The organism is Brucella tritici, from assembly GCF_008932285.1.
Taxonomy (GTDB): domain Bacteria; phylum Pseudomonadota; class Alphaproteobacteria; order Rhizobiales; family Rhizobiaceae; genus Brucella; species Brucella tritici.
In genome coordinates, this window is the sequence record NZ_WBVY01000003.1 from 139,752 (window position 1) to 155,478 (window position 15,727).

Here is a 15,727-nt window from a genome sequence, read left to right on the forward strand (position 1 = left end):
TTAGAATACATGCATCAAATCAGAAATCACAAAGCCACTCGCGCGGCAGTTTTCGTAAGAAAAACGCCTGTCACTCCAAGATAAAATATTCAAAAACAGAATGTTAGGTGGAAACATGCACCCGCTGCCCCTGTCAGCGCGGTAGCGCCGCAACGATGGGTGTCGGCTTTCCATCGGCATCAAGCGGCACGATGCGCAACCGTGTCAGGCGGTTCTTTTCCTTTTTCAGGACGGAAAAGCGTTTCCCGTAAAAGGTGAAAGCCTGCTTCACTTCCGGAATTGTCTGTGTCTCATGGATGACGAGGCCTGCAATCGTTGTCGCTTCCTCATCGGGCAAGGACCAGTCGAGCGCGCGGTTGATGTCGCGAATCGGCAGCGAGCCGTCGACGATCACCGAACCGTCCGGCTGCAGGCGAACGCCCTGCATGTCGATATCGTGCTCGTCGGCAATATCGCCGACGATTTCTTCCAGAATATCCTCGAGCGTCACCAGTCCCTGCACATCGCCATATTCGTCGACGACGATGGCGATATGCGCCTTGCGGCGGAGAAAGGCGTCAAGCTGGTCCTGCAATGTCGTCGTGTCGGGCACGAACCACGGCTTGCGCGCAACCTTCATGATGTCGATGCGCTTGAAATCATTGTCGACGTCGTAAAGCGCGCGCAACAGGTCCTTGGTGTGAATGATGCCGACAATATTGTCGATATCGTCGCGCCAGAGTGGCATGCGTGTGTGCGGGCTGCCCAGAATATCGCGCACGATCTCATCCGCCGGAGCATCGGCATTGACGGTGCCCATCGATGTCCGGTGCACCATCACGTCACTGACTTCCAGTTCCTTGAGGTCGAGCAGTCCGCCCAACTGGTCGCGATCTTCCTTGATGAGCGACTTGTCGCGATGCAAAACCTCGACCGCGCCGCGCAACTCTTCCTGCGGGCTCAGCATGGAGCGACCGGCTGCAAGATTGATGCCGCAGACCTTGAGGATTACACGCACGATCCAGTTCACGGCAGCGGAAACCGGCCCAAGGATCAACACCACCAGCGACACGCTGCGCGCAACGGCCAGCGAAAACCGGTCCGGTCCCGAAATCGCCCATGACTTCGGCAGCACCTCCGCGAAAATGACGAGAATGACCGTCATCGCCAGTGTCGCATAGGCGACACCTGCATCGCCGAACAGGTTGAGGAAAATGCTGGTGGCAATCGAGGACGCCAGAATATTGGCGAGGTTGTTGCCGATCAGAAGCACGCCGATTAGCCGGTCGCGCCTTCCAATCAGACGCTGGACGACGCCTGCACGCTCCTCGCCATTGTGCTCGAGCGTGAGCATACGGGCACGCGACGCTGCCGTCAGCGCCGTTTCAGAACCCGAAAAGAAACCAGAAAGAATGACACAGAGCAGGATGATGCCGCACATAACCCAAAGCTCGAAAGTCATTCGCCCGATCCTCTTTTAGCGGGGCGCCAGGATGCTGACGCATCATGCCCTGAAGTTGCTCAATCGCCGCGCGGGCTTAACCAAGTCTCGATGAGTCAAACTTACCGAAACTTGGTATTATTTCGTTTCCAGACGGTCTTTCAAAAATTCCAGCACGGCTGCCGGCGGCACATCCTTGGCAATAAAGGACTGCCCGATGCCCCGCGTCAGGATGAAGGTGAGCGCACCGCGCGCCACTTTCTTGTCCTGCGCAATATAATCCATCAACTTTTCCGCCGATGGCAAGCCGCCCGGCACATCCGACAGCCGGTATGGCAGGCCGACCGCCTTCAGATGCGCCTCGACGCGTTCTGCATCCTCGATGCCGCACAGGTTCATCTTGACCGAAAAGCGATGGGCCAGCGCCATGCCGATGGCGACACCTTCGCCGTGCACGAGACGGCTCGAATCGTAGCCAGTTGCGGTTTCCAGCGCATGACCAAACGTATGGCCGAGATTGAGCAGCGCACGGTCGCCGGTTTCGCGCTCGTCGCGCGCAACGACAGCCGCCTTGCAACGGCAGGATTCAGCGATGGCTTCCGTCCGCGCCGCGCCGCCGGAGAAAACCTCCTGCCAGTTCTGCTCCAGCCATTCGAAGAAGTCCGGGCGGTCGATCAGGCCATATTTTGCAACTTCGGCATAACCGGCCCGGAACTCACGCGGGCTCAGCGTGTCTAGAACTTCCGTATCGGCCAGAACCAGCTGCGGCTGATAGAACACGCCGACAAGGTTCTTGCCATGTGCCGTGTTGATCCCGGTCTTGCCACCGACCGAGGAATCCACCTGCGACAGGAGCGAGGTCGGCATCTGCACGAAATTCATGCCGCGCCGCACGATACCGGCGACGAAGCCCGAAAGATCGCCAACCACGCCGCCACCGAATGCCACGACTGCATCGCCACGCTCCAGGCGCGCCGCCAGCACGGCATTGGTAACGGTTTCAAGCGTGGCAAAGGATTTGGACTTCTCACCCGGTGCAACAATCACCGGCGTAACATCGATACCGGCCTTGGCGAAGCTTTCAGTCAGGCGCTCAAGATGCGCCTTGGCGACATTTTCGTCTGTCACCACCGCCACGCGCACGCCTTTCAGACGCTTCGCCAGCTCCTCGCCTGCACGATCCACCAGCCCCTTGCCGATCAGAATATCGTAGGAGCGGTCGCCAAGCGACACGGGAACAGTCGTAACATCCTGGGCGATGGAAGGCGCGTTCATGCGTAGTCTCCAATATCATGCAACGAGGACATCGGCGGTTCTTTCTACCGAACAGCCATCAAGCCTCTAAACCTTCGAGATGACCGGCCAGAACATCGAGCAGTTCGGCAGCGATCACTTCCTTCTTGTCGTCACGGGTCATGAGCTGGAGATCGGCCAGCGCATAAACGGGATAACGCTCGTTCATCAGCCGCAGCATGACGCCGCGCGGATCGCTGTTTTTCAGCAGCGGACGGTTCTGGCGGCGCGATACGCGCTCCATCAGAATATCGATTTCCGCATTGAGCCAGATGGAAACGCCAGCTCGACCGATTGCCGCGCGTGTTTCGGCGTTCATATAGGCTCCGCCGCCGGTTGCCAGAACCATCGGCCCATCTTCGAGCAGGCGCATGATGACACGACGTTCGAGATCACGGAACTCGACCTCGCCATAAGCTTCGAACAATTCAGGAATGCTCATCCGGGAAACCGCTTCGATCTCCGTATCGGCATCGCGAAACGGCAAGCCGAGCAAGGCCGCGGCTTTACGTCCGACGGTCGATTTTCCAGCTCCCATCAGCCCAACAAGCACCACGACTTTCGAACCGAGAAGTTCGCGGATCAGTTCCGCTTTCTCATGTAGATTGTTTTGTTTTGTCGTACTGCTCATTGTCCTCGTCCATTTGCTCCGGTTCCACATGAAAAACAGGGCGACGTCAATTGCTTTGATTGGTTTTCAAGGCGCGCACGACCGCAAGCATGGCTTTTTTGCAGGATTGCGCCCTCGTCTCCTCTTTCATTCCCTTTCCTTGCTTTCGTCCCCCCTCCTTGCTTTCGTCCCAATGCCAAAGCATAAAAGATGAATGCCTACGCTGACGCGCCTCGTCCTCTTTCTCGCTCTTGTTGCCGCCATCGTTTACGGCGCGATGTATGCGCTTGCCAATTTCGTTGAACCAGACACACGCGAGATCACCGTCGACATACCGGCTTCGAAGCTGAAACCGGTGACGATTGCGCCGCCGCCGGCCCCCGCAGCCGGGCCTGCCCCGGCGGAAACCGCCGATACGGCGCCCCAACTACCGCAGACCCCACAGGAGTGACGATGCGCGCATCGCTGGCGATCGAGAACTTTCTGGAAATGATGAGCGCCGAACGGGGTGCTGCGGAAAACACGCTCGAATCCTACCGGCGCGATCTGGAAGCTGTGGCAGAGGCCCTGGCGGCCCGAGGCATCAATCTTGCCGAAGCCGGACCCGACCATATCCGCAGCGCCATTGATGCCATGGCAACGGAAGGTTTTGCCGCGACATCTCAGGCCCGGCGTTTGTCGGCGCTGCGCCAGTTCTTCCGCTTTCTCTATTCGGAAGGCTATCGGCAGGACGACCCGACCGGCACAGTCGATGCCCCCAAGAAGCAAAAGCCGCTGCCCAAGATCATGAGCGTCGAACACGTCACGCGGCTTCTCGACCGCGCAGTGCTCGAAACCAATGAAACAGCCGAAGCGGATGAGCGCACTTCCGACCGGCTCCGGGCCTTGCGCCTTCATGCGCTTCTCGAAACGCTTTATGCGACAGGGCTTCGCGTCTCGGAACTTGTCGGCCTGCCCGTCACCGTCGCGCGCACCGATCACCGCTTTCTGCTGGTCCGCGGCAAGGGCTCCAAGGAACGCATGGTTCCGCTTTCACCCAAGGCCCGCGAAGCTTTGCAGCGCTTTCTCGCCTTGCGGGATTCCCTGCCCGGCAGTGATGACAATCCCTGGCTGTTTCCGGCTTTTTCGGAAAGCGGCCATCTGGCGCGCCAGGTTTTTGCCCGCGAACTGAAGGGACTTGCCGCAAGGGCAGGATTATCGGCCGCCGCCATTTCACCGCATGTGCTGCGCCATGCCTTTGCCAGCCACCTGTTGCAGAACGGCGCAGATCTGCGCACCGTGCAGCAATTGCTCGGCCATGCCGATATTTCCACGACGCAAATCTATACGCATGTTCTGGAGGAAAGACTGCATAAGCTCGTCAGCGAGCATCATCCGCTTGCCGATTAGCCTCTGTCCGGTTATGAGAAAATCGAAAATTTGCAAGATGAGCCAGTAGTGAATATGTAAAGCGCCGTAAAACAGCCTTTTTCAGGCTCGCAATAGCGCTAATCCCTTTGGAAAAAGCACGAACAGTCAGGCCCGATGTACAACTATCTCGATTTTGAAAAACCCGTCGCCGACCTCGAAGGCCAGATTCTGGAGCTGAAGAAGCTCGCGCAGGAACAAGGCAGCGTCGAGATGAGCGACGAGATTCGTCGCCTCGAGAAGCGTTCGGCTGATGCGCTGAAGGACATCTATCGCAAGCTGACGCCGTGGCAGAAGGCGCAGATCGCCCGCCACCCGGACCGTCCGCACTGCCTGGATTATATCGACCGGCTGTTTACCGAGTTCACCCCGCTTGCTGGCGACCGCAAATTCGCCAATGACGAAGCCATCCAGGCCGGTTTCGGTCGCTTCAACGGTCAGGCCGTCGCGATCATCGGGCAGGAAAAAGGCTCCGACACCAAGACGCGCCTGAAGCATAATTTCGGCTCGGCCCGTCCGGAAGGCTATCGCAAGGCCGTCCGCATCATGGAAATGGCCGACCGCTTCCAGCTACCGCTCATCACCCTCGTCGACACTGCAGGCGCCTATCCGGGTGTCAGCGCCGAGGAGCGCGGTCAGGCCGAAGCGATTGCCCGTTCGACGGCGGAGTGCCTGCGGCTGCGCGTTCCTGTCATCTCGATCATCATCGGTGAAGGCGGCTCCGGCGGCGCCATCGCCATCGCCGTTGCAAACCGCGTCTATATGCTCGAGCATTCGATCTATTCGGTGATCTCGCCCGAAGGCGCTGCGTCGATCCTCTGGCATGATTCGACCCGCGCCAAGGATGCCGCTTCCAACATGCGCATCACCGCGCAGGACCTGTTCGATCTCAAGATCATCGACGGCATCATTCCTGAGCCTCTGGGCGGCGCCCACCGCGGCAAGGAAGCCGTCATCGATGCGGCGGGCGACATCATCACCGCGTCGCTGCGCTCGATGAAGGATATCGATGGCGAAACGCTGAAGCAGGAACGCCGCCAGAAATTCCTCGAAATCGGCCGCAACATCTGATTTTCACCACGAATAAGAGTGCATCCCGAAAAGTGTAATGCGGTTTTCGGGGGTAAGATGCGCGGTACAAAACAAAGAGATAATTGATCCGGGAGGCCTCGCGCCTCCCGGATTTGCATCATGCTGTAAATTCAGCCATATTGCCGACGCGCTGGATTTTAGCTATTTGAGCAAGGATTTATAAACGATACCGTAAGGTTTCAGTTTTAAGATTCCACGTTCAGGAAATTGGCTTTTGCTCATAAAGTCTCTGGCGTAGCTCTAACAGACTCGATGCGACATGAAGATCAGAACCGCAATTCTAGGCTCCGTAATGGCAACCGCGCTCCTCGCGGGCTGTCAGGGTTCGTCTGTATCCGATTTGAGCCTCCGGGCTGAGAAACCGCTTCCCGAGAAAGTCGTTGCCAAGATGAAGGCGAAGGGCATGACCCGTACCTCGCCGATCATGGTGCGCATTTTCAAGGAGGAAGGCACTCTCGAGGTCTGGAAGCAGAAGAACAACGGCAAGTACGACCAGATTGCGTCCTACGAAATCTGCAAGTGGTCGGGCAAGCTCGGGCCGAAATATATCGAGGGTGACCGTCAGGCGCCGGAAGGTTTTTACAACGTCCGTCCCGCCCAGATGAACCCGAATTCGAGCTATTATCTCTCGTTTAACATCGGCTTCCCCAACGCTTATGACCGCGCCAATGGACGCACAGGCCAGCACCTGATGGTGCATGGCGCATGTTCGTCGTCGGGCTGCTATTCGATGACCGACGAACAGGTCGCCGAGATTTATGCCTTCGGTCGCGACGCCTTCAAGGGCGGCCAGCGCGACTTCCAGATTCAGGCATTTCCGTTCCGTATGACCGCTGCCAACATGGCGCGCTACAAGAGCGACCCGAATTATTCCTTCTGGAAGATGCTGAAGCAGGGTTACGACTCTTTCGAGGTCACCAAGGTGCCGCCGAAGGTCGATGTCTGCGAAAAGCGCTATGTGTTCAACGTTGCGACACCGGACGGCCAGCCTCTGTCCGCAACGGACGCCTGCCCGCCATCGGCTGGCGGCGAGGCCATGTCCTATGCGTCTTACGAGAAGACCTACCAGTCGGCATTCAGCGCCAGCCAGAAGGCACCGGCACCGTCCATTCAGGGCATTGCCGAAGCCAAGCTGGTCTCCGCCTGGAGCGCTGCGCGTGCACGCGGTGAAAAGGTAACGCGGGAACCGCCGTCACTCACCGCTTCTTCCGCTGAAAAGGCGGGCGCACCGGACATCCGCCCGGCAACGCCAACCGTACAGCCCACAGCCATTGCTGCAACGCCGCAACCGGCTCCTGTTCCGGCTCAGCCCGCGACACAGACCGCAGCCGTGCCAGCACCGCAGCCAAACCCGGTTCCGGCCCAGGCTGCGGCCCCCCAGGTTTCACCGCAAGTCTCACCCCAGATCTCGTCAATGACGACGGCCAGTACGGTGGCGCAGAATGTCGAGCAACCGGCACCTGTCGCAGCCCCCGAACCGAAAAAGCCATGGTGGAAGATCATCGGGAACTGATGACTTTGCAGGATGACATTCCTGTCTACGACCTGAGGGGGCTTAAATGCCCCCTTCCGGTTTTGAAAACCCGCAATCGTCTGGAAAAAATGCCGAGCGAAGCGCTCCTCTGGGTGGAAACGACCGATCCGCTGTCAGGCATCGACGTCCCGCATTTCTGCACGCAGGAAGGCCACGCCCTCATCACGCAGGAACGTCAAGGGACGTTGCATCGCTTCCTTATTCGCAGGAAGTGAGTATCAGTTCCGAGGCGAAAAACCCGGAATAGCCAGCGGATTTTCCATCAGCGCGGCACGGTCTGGCCTGTCCAGCGCAGGACGCCCCAAAAACGCATCGAACAGCTCACGAACATAGGTTTCCGGCAGATCCTTCACGATCATCACCAGAAGCGTTTCGCGTTTATCTTGCGGCCATTGCGGCAGGCGTGCAGGCGGATGGAAAATCTTCTGCACGCCATGAATGACAACCGGACGATCCGGGTCTTCGGCAATCTGCACGATACCCTTCACACGCAGCAGCTTTTCGCCATGCGTTGAACGCAGAAGATCAAGGAACATGTCGAAAGTCGATAGCGGGATCGGCGCATCGTGACGAAGCGAAAATGACCGGATCGCATCGTCATGGTGATGATGATGCGCATGGCCATGATCGTGATGGTGTTCGTGGTGATGATGATGGTCGTGATCGCAATCCGGCCCGCAAACATGATCATGCCCATGGGAGTGCCCGTGATGGGAGTCGTCATGATGCTCGTCCTCATAGGCTTCCGCCTTGAGCCAGCGCTGCACATCTGCCGATTTCGTTTCCGGATTATAAAGGCCGCATTCGAAAAGCGCCGCATAGGCGGTGCGTTCTTCACCAGCTTCCAGAATATCAGCACCGGGATTGAGCGCATGGAGCCGCGCCTTCAGTGCCGCCAGTCCGGCCTGCGCTTCCGGCAGATCGGTCTTGGTGAGCACGATGCGATCAGCCATCGCCGCCTGCTTGACGGCTTCCTCGTGATTGTCGAGCGTCGCCATGCCGTTGACGGCATCCACGGTCGCCAGAACCCCATCGAGCCTGAAAGCCTGCATGAGAACCGGATGCCCCATGATCGAATGCAGCACCGGCGCCGGATCGGCAAGCCCGGTGGTTTCGATGATGACGCGCTTCAGCGCCTTGATGCGCCCGGTCTGGAGCCGGTCGATCAGATCGGCCAGCGTATCCACCAGTTCGCCGCGCACCGTGCAGCACAGGCAGCCATCGGAAAGCTCGATCACGCCTTCGCTCGCCTGCTCGACCAGCAGGTGATCGATGCCGACTTCCCCGAACTCATTGATGATGACCGCCGTATCGCTCAGAGCCGGATCTTTCAGAAGCCGATTGAGAAGCGTCGTCTTGCCTGAACCGAGAAAGCCGGTCAGCACGGAAACGGGAATGGGATTCGGCATATCAGTTGATCGCGGTGGTGTTGGCACCAGCGGAACGCTGCGGACGCGGCATTGGCACCGGAATCTGCGAAATGTCGAGCTGGCTCGGGCGGGTCGTCGGACCCGGTTCGGAAACCAGACCGACCTTCACCGCCACCGGATCATGATCCATGGCATGGATATAGGGCGAATTGATTTTCAGCTTGCCCTCGACATCGCGTCCGTCCCAGCGGTCGGCCATGGCCTGCTGGCTGCATATAGCCTTGCGCATGTCGACGGCCTGATTGAGATTACCGCCCGCTGTCGGACGCAAGGTCGCGAGCGTCGCACCACCACTTGAACTTGCGCGAAAAGCATCGGTCATGAGCTGCGCAGCCTGAACCGCACGCGCTTCCTGCCGGTCTGCACCGAGAATGATTGCCAGCACGGTCCGGCCATTGCGCGTGGCAGAACTTGCAAGATTGAAGCCGGAGGCGCAGACAAAACCAGTCTTCATGCCGTCCGCGCCGTCATAGCGGCCAAGCAGGATGTTGTAATTGGCCTGAACCTTCTTGCCTGCACCCGGATCGATCGCCTCGGTCGCGAAATAATGCGCATATTGCGGAAATTCGCGGCGAAGCTGCACGGCCAGAACCGCGAGGTCGCGTGCCGTCGTATAATTGTTGGGATTATGTAGGCCGTTCGGATTGGCGAAATGCGAGCCGACCATACCGATACGCTGCGCTTCCGCATTCATGCGCTGCACGAAACCGGATTCCGTTCCACCCACGGCTTCGGCAACGGCAACGGCAACGTCATTGGCCGACTTCACCAGCATGATCTTCAACGCCGTATCGAGCGTCATGACCGATCCCGGCTTGTAGCCCATCTTGCTCGGCGGCTCCTTGGCGGCGTTGACCGTCATGCGTACCGGAGAATCCAGCGTCATCTGACCCGACTGAAGCGCACGGAATGCCACATAGGCCGTCATCATCTTGGTCAGGGAAGCAGGATACCAGCGCTGAAAAGCTTCCTGCTGCTGGTAGACCTTGCCGGTTGCGACATCCACTGCAATCGAGGGATTAGCCGCAGCGGACGCCAGTGCGGTAACGGACAGGCCAGCAGCCGCGAACCAGATTTTCAATGATTTCGACATCATTCCGTAGTTCCAATCGAAATAGCCTGCAACTTCTGCGGGTTCGAATTGTGCTCTAGAGCATTTCCAGCAAAAGTGCGAAGCGGTTTTGCGTCGGATAATGCGTAAAACAAAGAGATAGAGCTGTTCCAATGACTCCGTATCAACTGGAACCGCTCTAATGGGAGATTAACGCTTTCTTTATCTATGCCATGTGGCGATGAAAAGGCAAACAGGGATTGCCCGCTTTCACCGAAACGTCATATCCTGTTTCCTTCAAATCATGCCCAATCCGGGGAGCTCTCAGAAAATGCCAGTGTTGAATCGTGCCGTTGAAACGCAAGCGGAAATTGCCGCATGGCGGCGAAAACTGCACCAGAATCCTGAACTTCTCTATGACGTGCACGAAACTGCAAAATTTGTCGAAGACAAGCTGAAATCCTTCGGTTGCGATCTCGTGGAAACAGGCGTCGGACGCACAGGCGTGGTCGGCATCATCAAGGGACGCCATGGCGACGGCCCGGCCATCGGCCTGCGCGCCGACATGGACGCCCTGCCGATCACCGAAACGAGCGGCGTCGAATGGGCCTCGCAAAATCCCGGCAAGGCGCATTCCTGCGGCCATGACGGACACACATCCATGCTGCTTGGCGCAGCACAATATCTCGCAGAGACCCGCAATTTCCGCGGTTCGGTCGCGCTTCTGTTCCAGCCTGCCGAAGAAGGCGGCGCCGGTGGCCTCGCCATGGTCGAGGACGGCGTGATGGACCGTTTCAACATTTCGGAAGTCTACGGCATCCACAATATGCCGGGCCTGCCCGTCGGGCAGTTCGCGATGCGAAAAGGCCCGATCATGGCGGCGACCGATGAATTCGACCTTTTCATTACCGGGCGCGGCGGCCACGCAGCGCAACCGCATCGCACAATCGATCCGATCCTGGCCGGTTCCCAGCTGATGATCGCCCTTCAGGGCATCGTGTCGCGCAATAGCGATCCGCTCGATTCACTTGTGATCTCGGTGACGAAGTTCATTGCGGGCGAGGCTTATAATGTGATCCCGGAAAAGGCGACGCTGTCGGGCACTGTCCGCACGCTCAAGAAGGAAACCCGCGCCTTTGCCGAACGCCGTATCCGTGAAGCGGCGAGCGGTATCGCAGCCGCCACCGGCGCGGAAATCACCGTGCGCTACAAGAACAATTATCCGGTCACCTACAACCACGATGCACAGACGGAGTTTGCCGCCCGTGTCGCCAGCGCCGTGGCGGGCGAAGGCAGGGTGGACGAGAGCGTCGAGCCGATGATGGCAGCGGAAGATTTTTCCTACATGCTGGAAGAGCGCCCCGGCGCCTATATCTTCCTCGGCAATGGCGACACGCCCGGCCTTCACCACCCGGCCTATGACTTCAACGACGATGCCATTCCCTATGGGGTCAGCTACTTTGTGGCGGTAGCGGAAACGGCGCTCGCCGCCTGATACTGAATAAATCCGCCTGCCCCGCTTTTTGCGGGGTTGGCGACAGCTATGAAAAACAGTATGTGTCTGAAAGCATTCGCAGTGCCGGAATCACCGGCGAATGCTCATCGGTCGGTCCCGTAGCTCAGTAGGATAGAGCGACAGATTCCTAATCTGTAGGTCACAGGTTCGATTCCTGTCGGGATCACCATTCAATTTCCTTGTTCGTTGAAAAGCTTTAGTGGTAGAGATCAGATACAAGTCCGTGATTTTGGTGTCTTCCGGCTTACCCTAATCCGTCGCGTTTCCTACGCTTTCTGGTTTCGCTACAGCGTATTCTACATCGTCGTCAGGCCAGCCTGCTTAATCCACAACTCTCGATAAAGCTCACAGGATTGAATAAGATCTTCGTGTGGTCCCATTGCCACGACAGCACCATTGTCTAGAACGATGATTTTATCAAAGTCTCTGACGGTAGAAAGGCGATGCGCAACTGCGATAACAGTTGTATCTGCGTCAAGCGACGCAATTGCATTCTTAATCAAGCTTTCACTATTGGTATCGAGAGCGGAGGTGGCTTCGTCAAGAATAAGAACGGGCCGATTTTGTAGGAAGGCGCGTGCGAGTAAAATGCGTTGTTGTTGACCACCCGAAAGCCTCGCTCCCCTCTCTCCAACGACTACGTCAAAGCCCTTCCCGTCCGGGGCTAGCTCTTCAATAAACGAAGATGCATCTGCTAACTCGGCTGCACGCTTTATCGCTGCATTGTTGGAGATTTCCGCGCCAAACGCGATGTTTTCTTTTATCGACCGATGAAACAGCGCGTCGCTTTGCGCAACGACTGAAAAGACGCCTCGTAGCTCGGAAATCTTCACAGAGCGAATATCCTGCCCATCAAGCGCAATCTGTCCTGCATCAACATCGTATAGTCTCAGCATTAGATCGATAAGCGTAGATTTACCTGCTCCAGAGGGCCCAACGATACCAACCTTCTGCCCAGCCTCTATCTCAAACGAGATATTCCTCAAAGTTTGTTTTATTCCATAAGAGAAACTGACGTTATGCAATGAAATGTGTGGTGGATTGGACACCAGTAGGCGCTTGCTGCCGTCTTTAACGATTGGTTTTGCCGTAACAGTCGAACGCGCATCTCTGATAGTGCCAAATGTCTGAGTTAGTCCTTCCCACACCCCTACAAACCAACCAGCATCCGCAGCCATGCCCCCGGCTAAGGTAATTCCTGCAACAAACTCACCAGGCGATATCAATCCCTGTGCTAATCCGTATAAGCCCAATGCGAGAATACTGGAAACCAGACCTGTGTTCAGCACACGAATGAACAACCCGGCAATCGTTGTTAAACGGTTAATATCGAGGTTTGTTTTGTGTTGCTTATCAATTCTTGAAAGAACAAAACTGTTCTCTGTATCATAAGCAAATAAGGTCTTTATCGCACGAATATTTGAAAAATATTCTGTAATAGCGCCGTTTACGATGCTGGACGTCTCGGAAATTTTTTCAGCTTGAGCATTGAACTTTGGCACAAGATAGATCGCTAACAATCCATTTAGTAAAATCCAAATCAACACTGGAACGACAAATAGAGGAGCAAGATAGGAAATAAGAACGGCAGAACCTGCGAAACGCACAAAGCCGAGTGGGAAACGACCAGCTAGAATTTCTATACCCGATTGCGCTGCATTCGAGAGTTGCCCTATACGCCCGGAAATCTGGCCGGCGTGGTGCGAATGGAAATATTCCATACTATGTTGAGAGGCAGCCTTGTGCGACTGCCAAAGGGCAGATGATTTTGTCTGTGATCGAAGCGCCTGCATTCGAAGCATGTAATTGACGAGCCAGAGCGCAGGATCAGCTACCGCATAAGCGACAATCAACGAGCCAAAAAAGGTGATCGTTGCAGAAGTTAAATTGAGATCGGGCGAATGCGCGACCATATCAACGATATACGCCACAGCCCACATTCTAAGCAGGTCAATCGCCGTAAGGGCAGCACCAGACAGCGCAGATGCCACAATCAGCCACCGAAACGGTTTTATGAGAGCAAAGAAAAGTGCGAGCGCAGTACGCGACTGATGCGCCCGCAGACCGTGATGGTGAAAATCAACTAACTGTTCAAAATACTTAAAAACTCTTTGAAGCAAAATCAGTCCTCAACTATCTGACCAACAACTTTACCAGCAATGGAAGCGCTTCGCAGATATGTTCGGGTAACAGGATATTCTTCCATAGGGTTTTCAAAAATATCGCGAGCATGAAACCCGTTCGCATTATTGAGAAGGATAAGCCTCCGGCTTTCCTGCGGAATTGAATAACGGATCGGATTGGTCGAAATAGCTGTCTTGATTTCAGCGGTGACGTCTTCTGCTTGATCGACGCTAGTACCAGCCCGACCTTCAAAAGTACCATTCATAAAAGTTGTAATTGAACCGTCTAAAGCGCGGGTAAAAATTGCCGCCCTTGCGCGCCTATCTACAACCTTAACATCAGATTGGCCGTTATCATAAACAGCGGGAGTGAGACTGAAACAGTATTCCTGCGACAATCCTACCTTTTCGACGATATGAGAAAAACTCGAAATTGTGCTCGTCGGAACCCAATAAAAGTTGCCTCTATCGTGGTAATTGATAAACACGTTAAAAATGGAAATGTAGTCTGGAACTGACAGTTTGCCATCGACAATCGACCCATCAGAATGAAAATCCAGAACATCAGTAGGAGAGAGGCCACGTATACCTATGCGATCTAGCTTCTTACTATTATCTTTTGACGCGGTAAAAATTGAAAACGGCGTTTTGTTCTCACGATCAGGTAAGCTCGGCATAATTGCTTGTGTAAGTGAGACTGCAATCAAGGAACCTACGATTGCATCAACGGTGGCATCTTCAGACACTTGCGGTACGTCAATAGCAACGATCCCGACCAATGGATGATCAAGCTGATACCGGATTTCGGGAATTAGATCGGCAAACAAGAGGGAAGCTTGTTCGGTCAACCTGCCCATTACCAATTTGTCTCGCGTATGGGCTAGCGAGAGGGGAGCGTCATCGATCCGTAAATTTTTGCAGGCAAAATCGCGGGCATACTCGACACTGATCGAAAAAATTGGGGCCTGAGATTGAACGGCATTCATCAACATATCCTCTCCCATTTAAAACGAAAGGGGCGATAATAATCGCCCCTGTAAATAAATTTTTATACAGGCTTGTTGCCCGAACCATTTTTATCATTATACCCTAGAGTGGAGTGGCTATCCGTGCACTCTGGTCGCGTTAGCGTGATAGAAAGCCCCTTCGTCAGAGCTTCTATTGATACTTTATCTTTAAGGTCAATGTGCATTGTATTACTCCCATATTGTTTACCTTCCAATGAAGGCCAGTAAACCGTAACCAATACAAAGGATATAAAAGCGCAATTCATTGGTAGTATTAATTGAGTGTTAAGTAATTGTGCGAGCTAAAATGCTAGCATTTCTGCCCATCAAGAAAGCAGATGGTAGATATGATTGAGGAACGTCCAACTTGTGCGAAAATTACAGAATACTGGCAATCCGTTACCCTTCATAAGGCCAGTTGGCCTGTGAAAACAGGCCACCATCGACCCAGATCGTCTGGCCGGTAACAAAACGCGCCGCATCGGAAGCAAAGAACAGGACCGGGCCGGAAATATCCTCTGCTGTTCCCACCCTGCGCAGCGGCGTGATGCGTGCCCAGGTGCCCGCATAGTCGGGCTGTTCTTCTGCCGTGCGTTCATTGAGAATCGCGCCGGGGGCCACGCAATTCACCCGGATGCCGTGCGGCCCGAGCTCCACCGCCGAAGCCTTGGTGAACTGCTCTATGCCGCCCTTCGATGCCGTGTAGGAAACCAGTTTCGGAAAGGCGAGCTTGTTGCAGCCTGATCCGATATTGACAATGGCGCCGCCCTTGTCTGCCTCCACCATGCGCTTTGCGGCAGCCTGCGTATTGAGGAAGCAGCCTTTCAGATTGGTGCGGATGACATCGTCCCAACCATCCTCGGAAAGTTCCAGCAAGGGTGCCCAGGTCTGGATGCCTGCATTGTTGACCAGCACGTCGGGCGCATCACCGAACCAGTCGCAGACCTCATCGAAGAAAGCTTCGACTTCGACACGCCGCCCCACATCACAGCCAAGCCCCAGCGCCTGACCGCCCGCCTCCTCAATGGCTTCCACGAGCGATTGCGCAGCTTCGTCATCATGCTTGTAGCTGAAGGCCACCGTGTAGCCCGCATCGGCAAAAGCGGAAACAAGATGCCTTCCGATACCTGTGCTTCCACCCGTGACGACTGCAAATTCACCCATACCAAATCCCTCCCGGAACTATTTTCGGCCACGAATTTAATCGGTTTTCAGCGATGGTAAACCGGCAAAAAACAAAATAG

Annotated in this window: 14 protein-coding genes and 1 tRNA gene; 7 read left to right on the plus strand and 8 right to left on the minus strand. The window is 55.7% G+C overall.

Features of this window, described 5'->3' with window-relative positions:
• Positions 1 to 133 precede the first annotated feature (133 nt).
• The 3 genes from F9K94_RS10540 to F9K94_RS10550 form a co-directional block, all read right to left on the minus strand.
• Complete coding sequence (locus F9K94_RS10540; protein WP_061344557.1) at positions 134 to 1,441, minus strand: HlyC/CorC family transporter; 1,308 nt, start codon at positions 1,439 to 1,441, stop codon at positions 134 to 136.
• A gap of 117 nt (positions 1,442 to 1,558) precedes the next feature.
• Complete coding sequence (aroB, locus tag F9K94_RS10545) at positions 1,559 to 2,695, minus strand: 3-dehydroquinate synthase (protein WP_061344558.1); 1,137 nt, start codon at positions 2,693 to 2,695, stop codon at positions 1,559 to 1,561.
• A 58-nt stretch (positions 2,696 to 2,753) separates the two neighbouring features.
• The gene (locus F9K94_RS10550) at positions 2,754 to 3,344 is read right to left on the minus strand and encodes a shikimate kinase (RefSeq protein ID WP_061344559.1); all 591 of its coding nucleotides are present in this window, start codon (positions 3,342 to 3,344) and stop codon (positions 2,754 to 2,756) included.
• A gap of 193 nt (positions 3,345 to 3,537) precedes the next feature.
• Here F9K94_RS10550 and F9K94_RS10555 point away from each other — a divergent pair, with 193 nt between their 5' ends.
• The 5 genes from F9K94_RS10555 (at position 3,538) to F9K94_RS10575 (ending at position 7,571) form a co-directional block, all read left to right on the plus strand.
• Positions 3,538 to 3,774: a hypothetical protein gene (locus tag F9K94_RS10555; RefSeq protein WP_061344560.1), complete on the plus strand. Its 237-nt coding sequence runs from the start codon at positions 3,538 to 3,540 to the stop codon at positions 3,772 to 3,774.
• Positions 3,775 to 3,776: 2 nt separating this feature from the next.
• A complete protein-coding gene (xerD, locus tag F9K94_RS10560; RefSeq protein WP_151645529.1) occupies positions 3,777 to 4,712 on the plus strand; it encodes a site-specific tyrosine recombinase XerD in 936 nt (311 codons plus the stop codon).
• 135 nt (positions 4,713 to 4,847) lie between these two features.
• Complete coding sequence (locus F9K94_RS10565) at positions 4,848 to 5,801, plus strand: acetyl-CoA carboxylase carboxyltransferase subunit alpha (RefSeq protein WP_151645531.1); 954 nt, start codon at positions 4,848 to 4,850, stop codon at positions 5,799 to 5,801.
• Positions 5,802 to 6,081: 280 nt separating this feature from the next.
• Positions 6,082 to 7,335, plus strand: a complete 1,254-nt coding sequence (locus F9K94_RS10570; protein ID WP_151645533.1) for a L,D-transpeptidase family protein — start codon at positions 6,082 to 6,084, stop codon at positions 7,333 to 7,335.
• Positions 7,314 to 7,571, plus strand: a complete 258-nt coding sequence (locus F9K94_RS10575) for a sulfurtransferase TusA family protein (RefSeq protein WP_061345200.1) — start codon at positions 7,314 to 7,316, stop codon at positions 7,569 to 7,571. Before F9K94_RS10570 ends, F9K94_RS10575 begins: the two co-directional genes overlap by 22 nt.
• A gap of 3 nt (positions 7,572 to 7,574) precedes the next feature.
• On the opposite strand, the gene F9K94_RS10580 is transcribed toward F9K94_RS10575, so the two are convergent.
• The gene (locus tag F9K94_RS10580; protein WP_151645535.1) at positions 7,575 to 8,765 is read right to left on the minus strand and encodes a CobW family GTP-binding protein; all 1,191 of its coding nucleotides are present in this window, start codon (positions 8,763 to 8,765) and stop codon (positions 7,575 to 7,577) included.
• Between the two features lies 1 nt (position 8,766).
• Positions 8,767 to 9,882 carry a D-alanyl-D-alanine carboxypeptidase family protein gene (locus F9K94_RS10585; protein WP_151645537.1) on the minus strand — a complete coding sequence of 372 codons (1,116 nt, stop codon included), beginning with the start codon at positions 9,880 to 9,882 and terminating at the stop codon, positions 8,767 to 8,769.
• A gap of 286 nt (positions 9,883 to 10,168) precedes the next feature.
• Here F9K94_RS10585 and F9K94_RS10590 point away from each other — a divergent pair, with 286 nt between their 5' ends.
• A complete protein-coding gene (locus tag F9K94_RS10590) occupies positions 10,169 to 11,332 on the plus strand; it encodes a M20 aminoacylase family protein (protein ID WP_151645539.1) in 1,164 nt (387 codons plus the stop codon).
• A 113-nt stretch (positions 11,333 to 11,445) separates the two neighbouring features.
• Positions 11,446 to 11,522 (plus strand) — tRNA-Arg (locus F9K94_RS10595).
• A gap of 127 nt (positions 11,523 to 11,649) precedes the next feature.
• On the opposite strand, the gene F9K94_RS10600 is transcribed toward F9K94_RS10595, so the two are convergent.
• The 3 genes from F9K94_RS10600 to F9K94_RS10610 form a co-directional block, all read right to left on the minus strand.
• Complete coding sequence (locus tag F9K94_RS10600) at positions 11,650 to 13,473, minus strand: ABC transporter ATP-binding protein (protein WP_151645541.1); 1,824 nt, start codon at positions 13,471 to 13,473, stop codon at positions 11,650 to 11,652.
• Between the two features lie 2 nt (positions 13,474 to 13,475).
• Positions 13,476 to 14,468 carry a hypothetical protein gene (locus tag F9K94_RS10605; RefSeq protein WP_151645543.1) on the minus strand — a complete coding sequence of 331 codons (993 nt, stop codon included), beginning with the start codon at positions 14,466 to 14,468 and terminating at the stop codon, positions 13,476 to 13,478.
• 414 nt (positions 14,469 to 14,882) lie between these two features.
• The gene (locus tag F9K94_RS10610; RefSeq protein ID WP_061344569.1) at positions 14,883 to 15,647 is read right to left on the minus strand and encodes an SDR family NAD(P)-dependent oxidoreductase; all 765 of its coding nucleotides are present in this window, start codon (positions 15,645 to 15,647) and stop codon (positions 14,883 to 14,885) included.
• Positions 15,648 to 15,727: the final 80 nt, after the last annotated feature.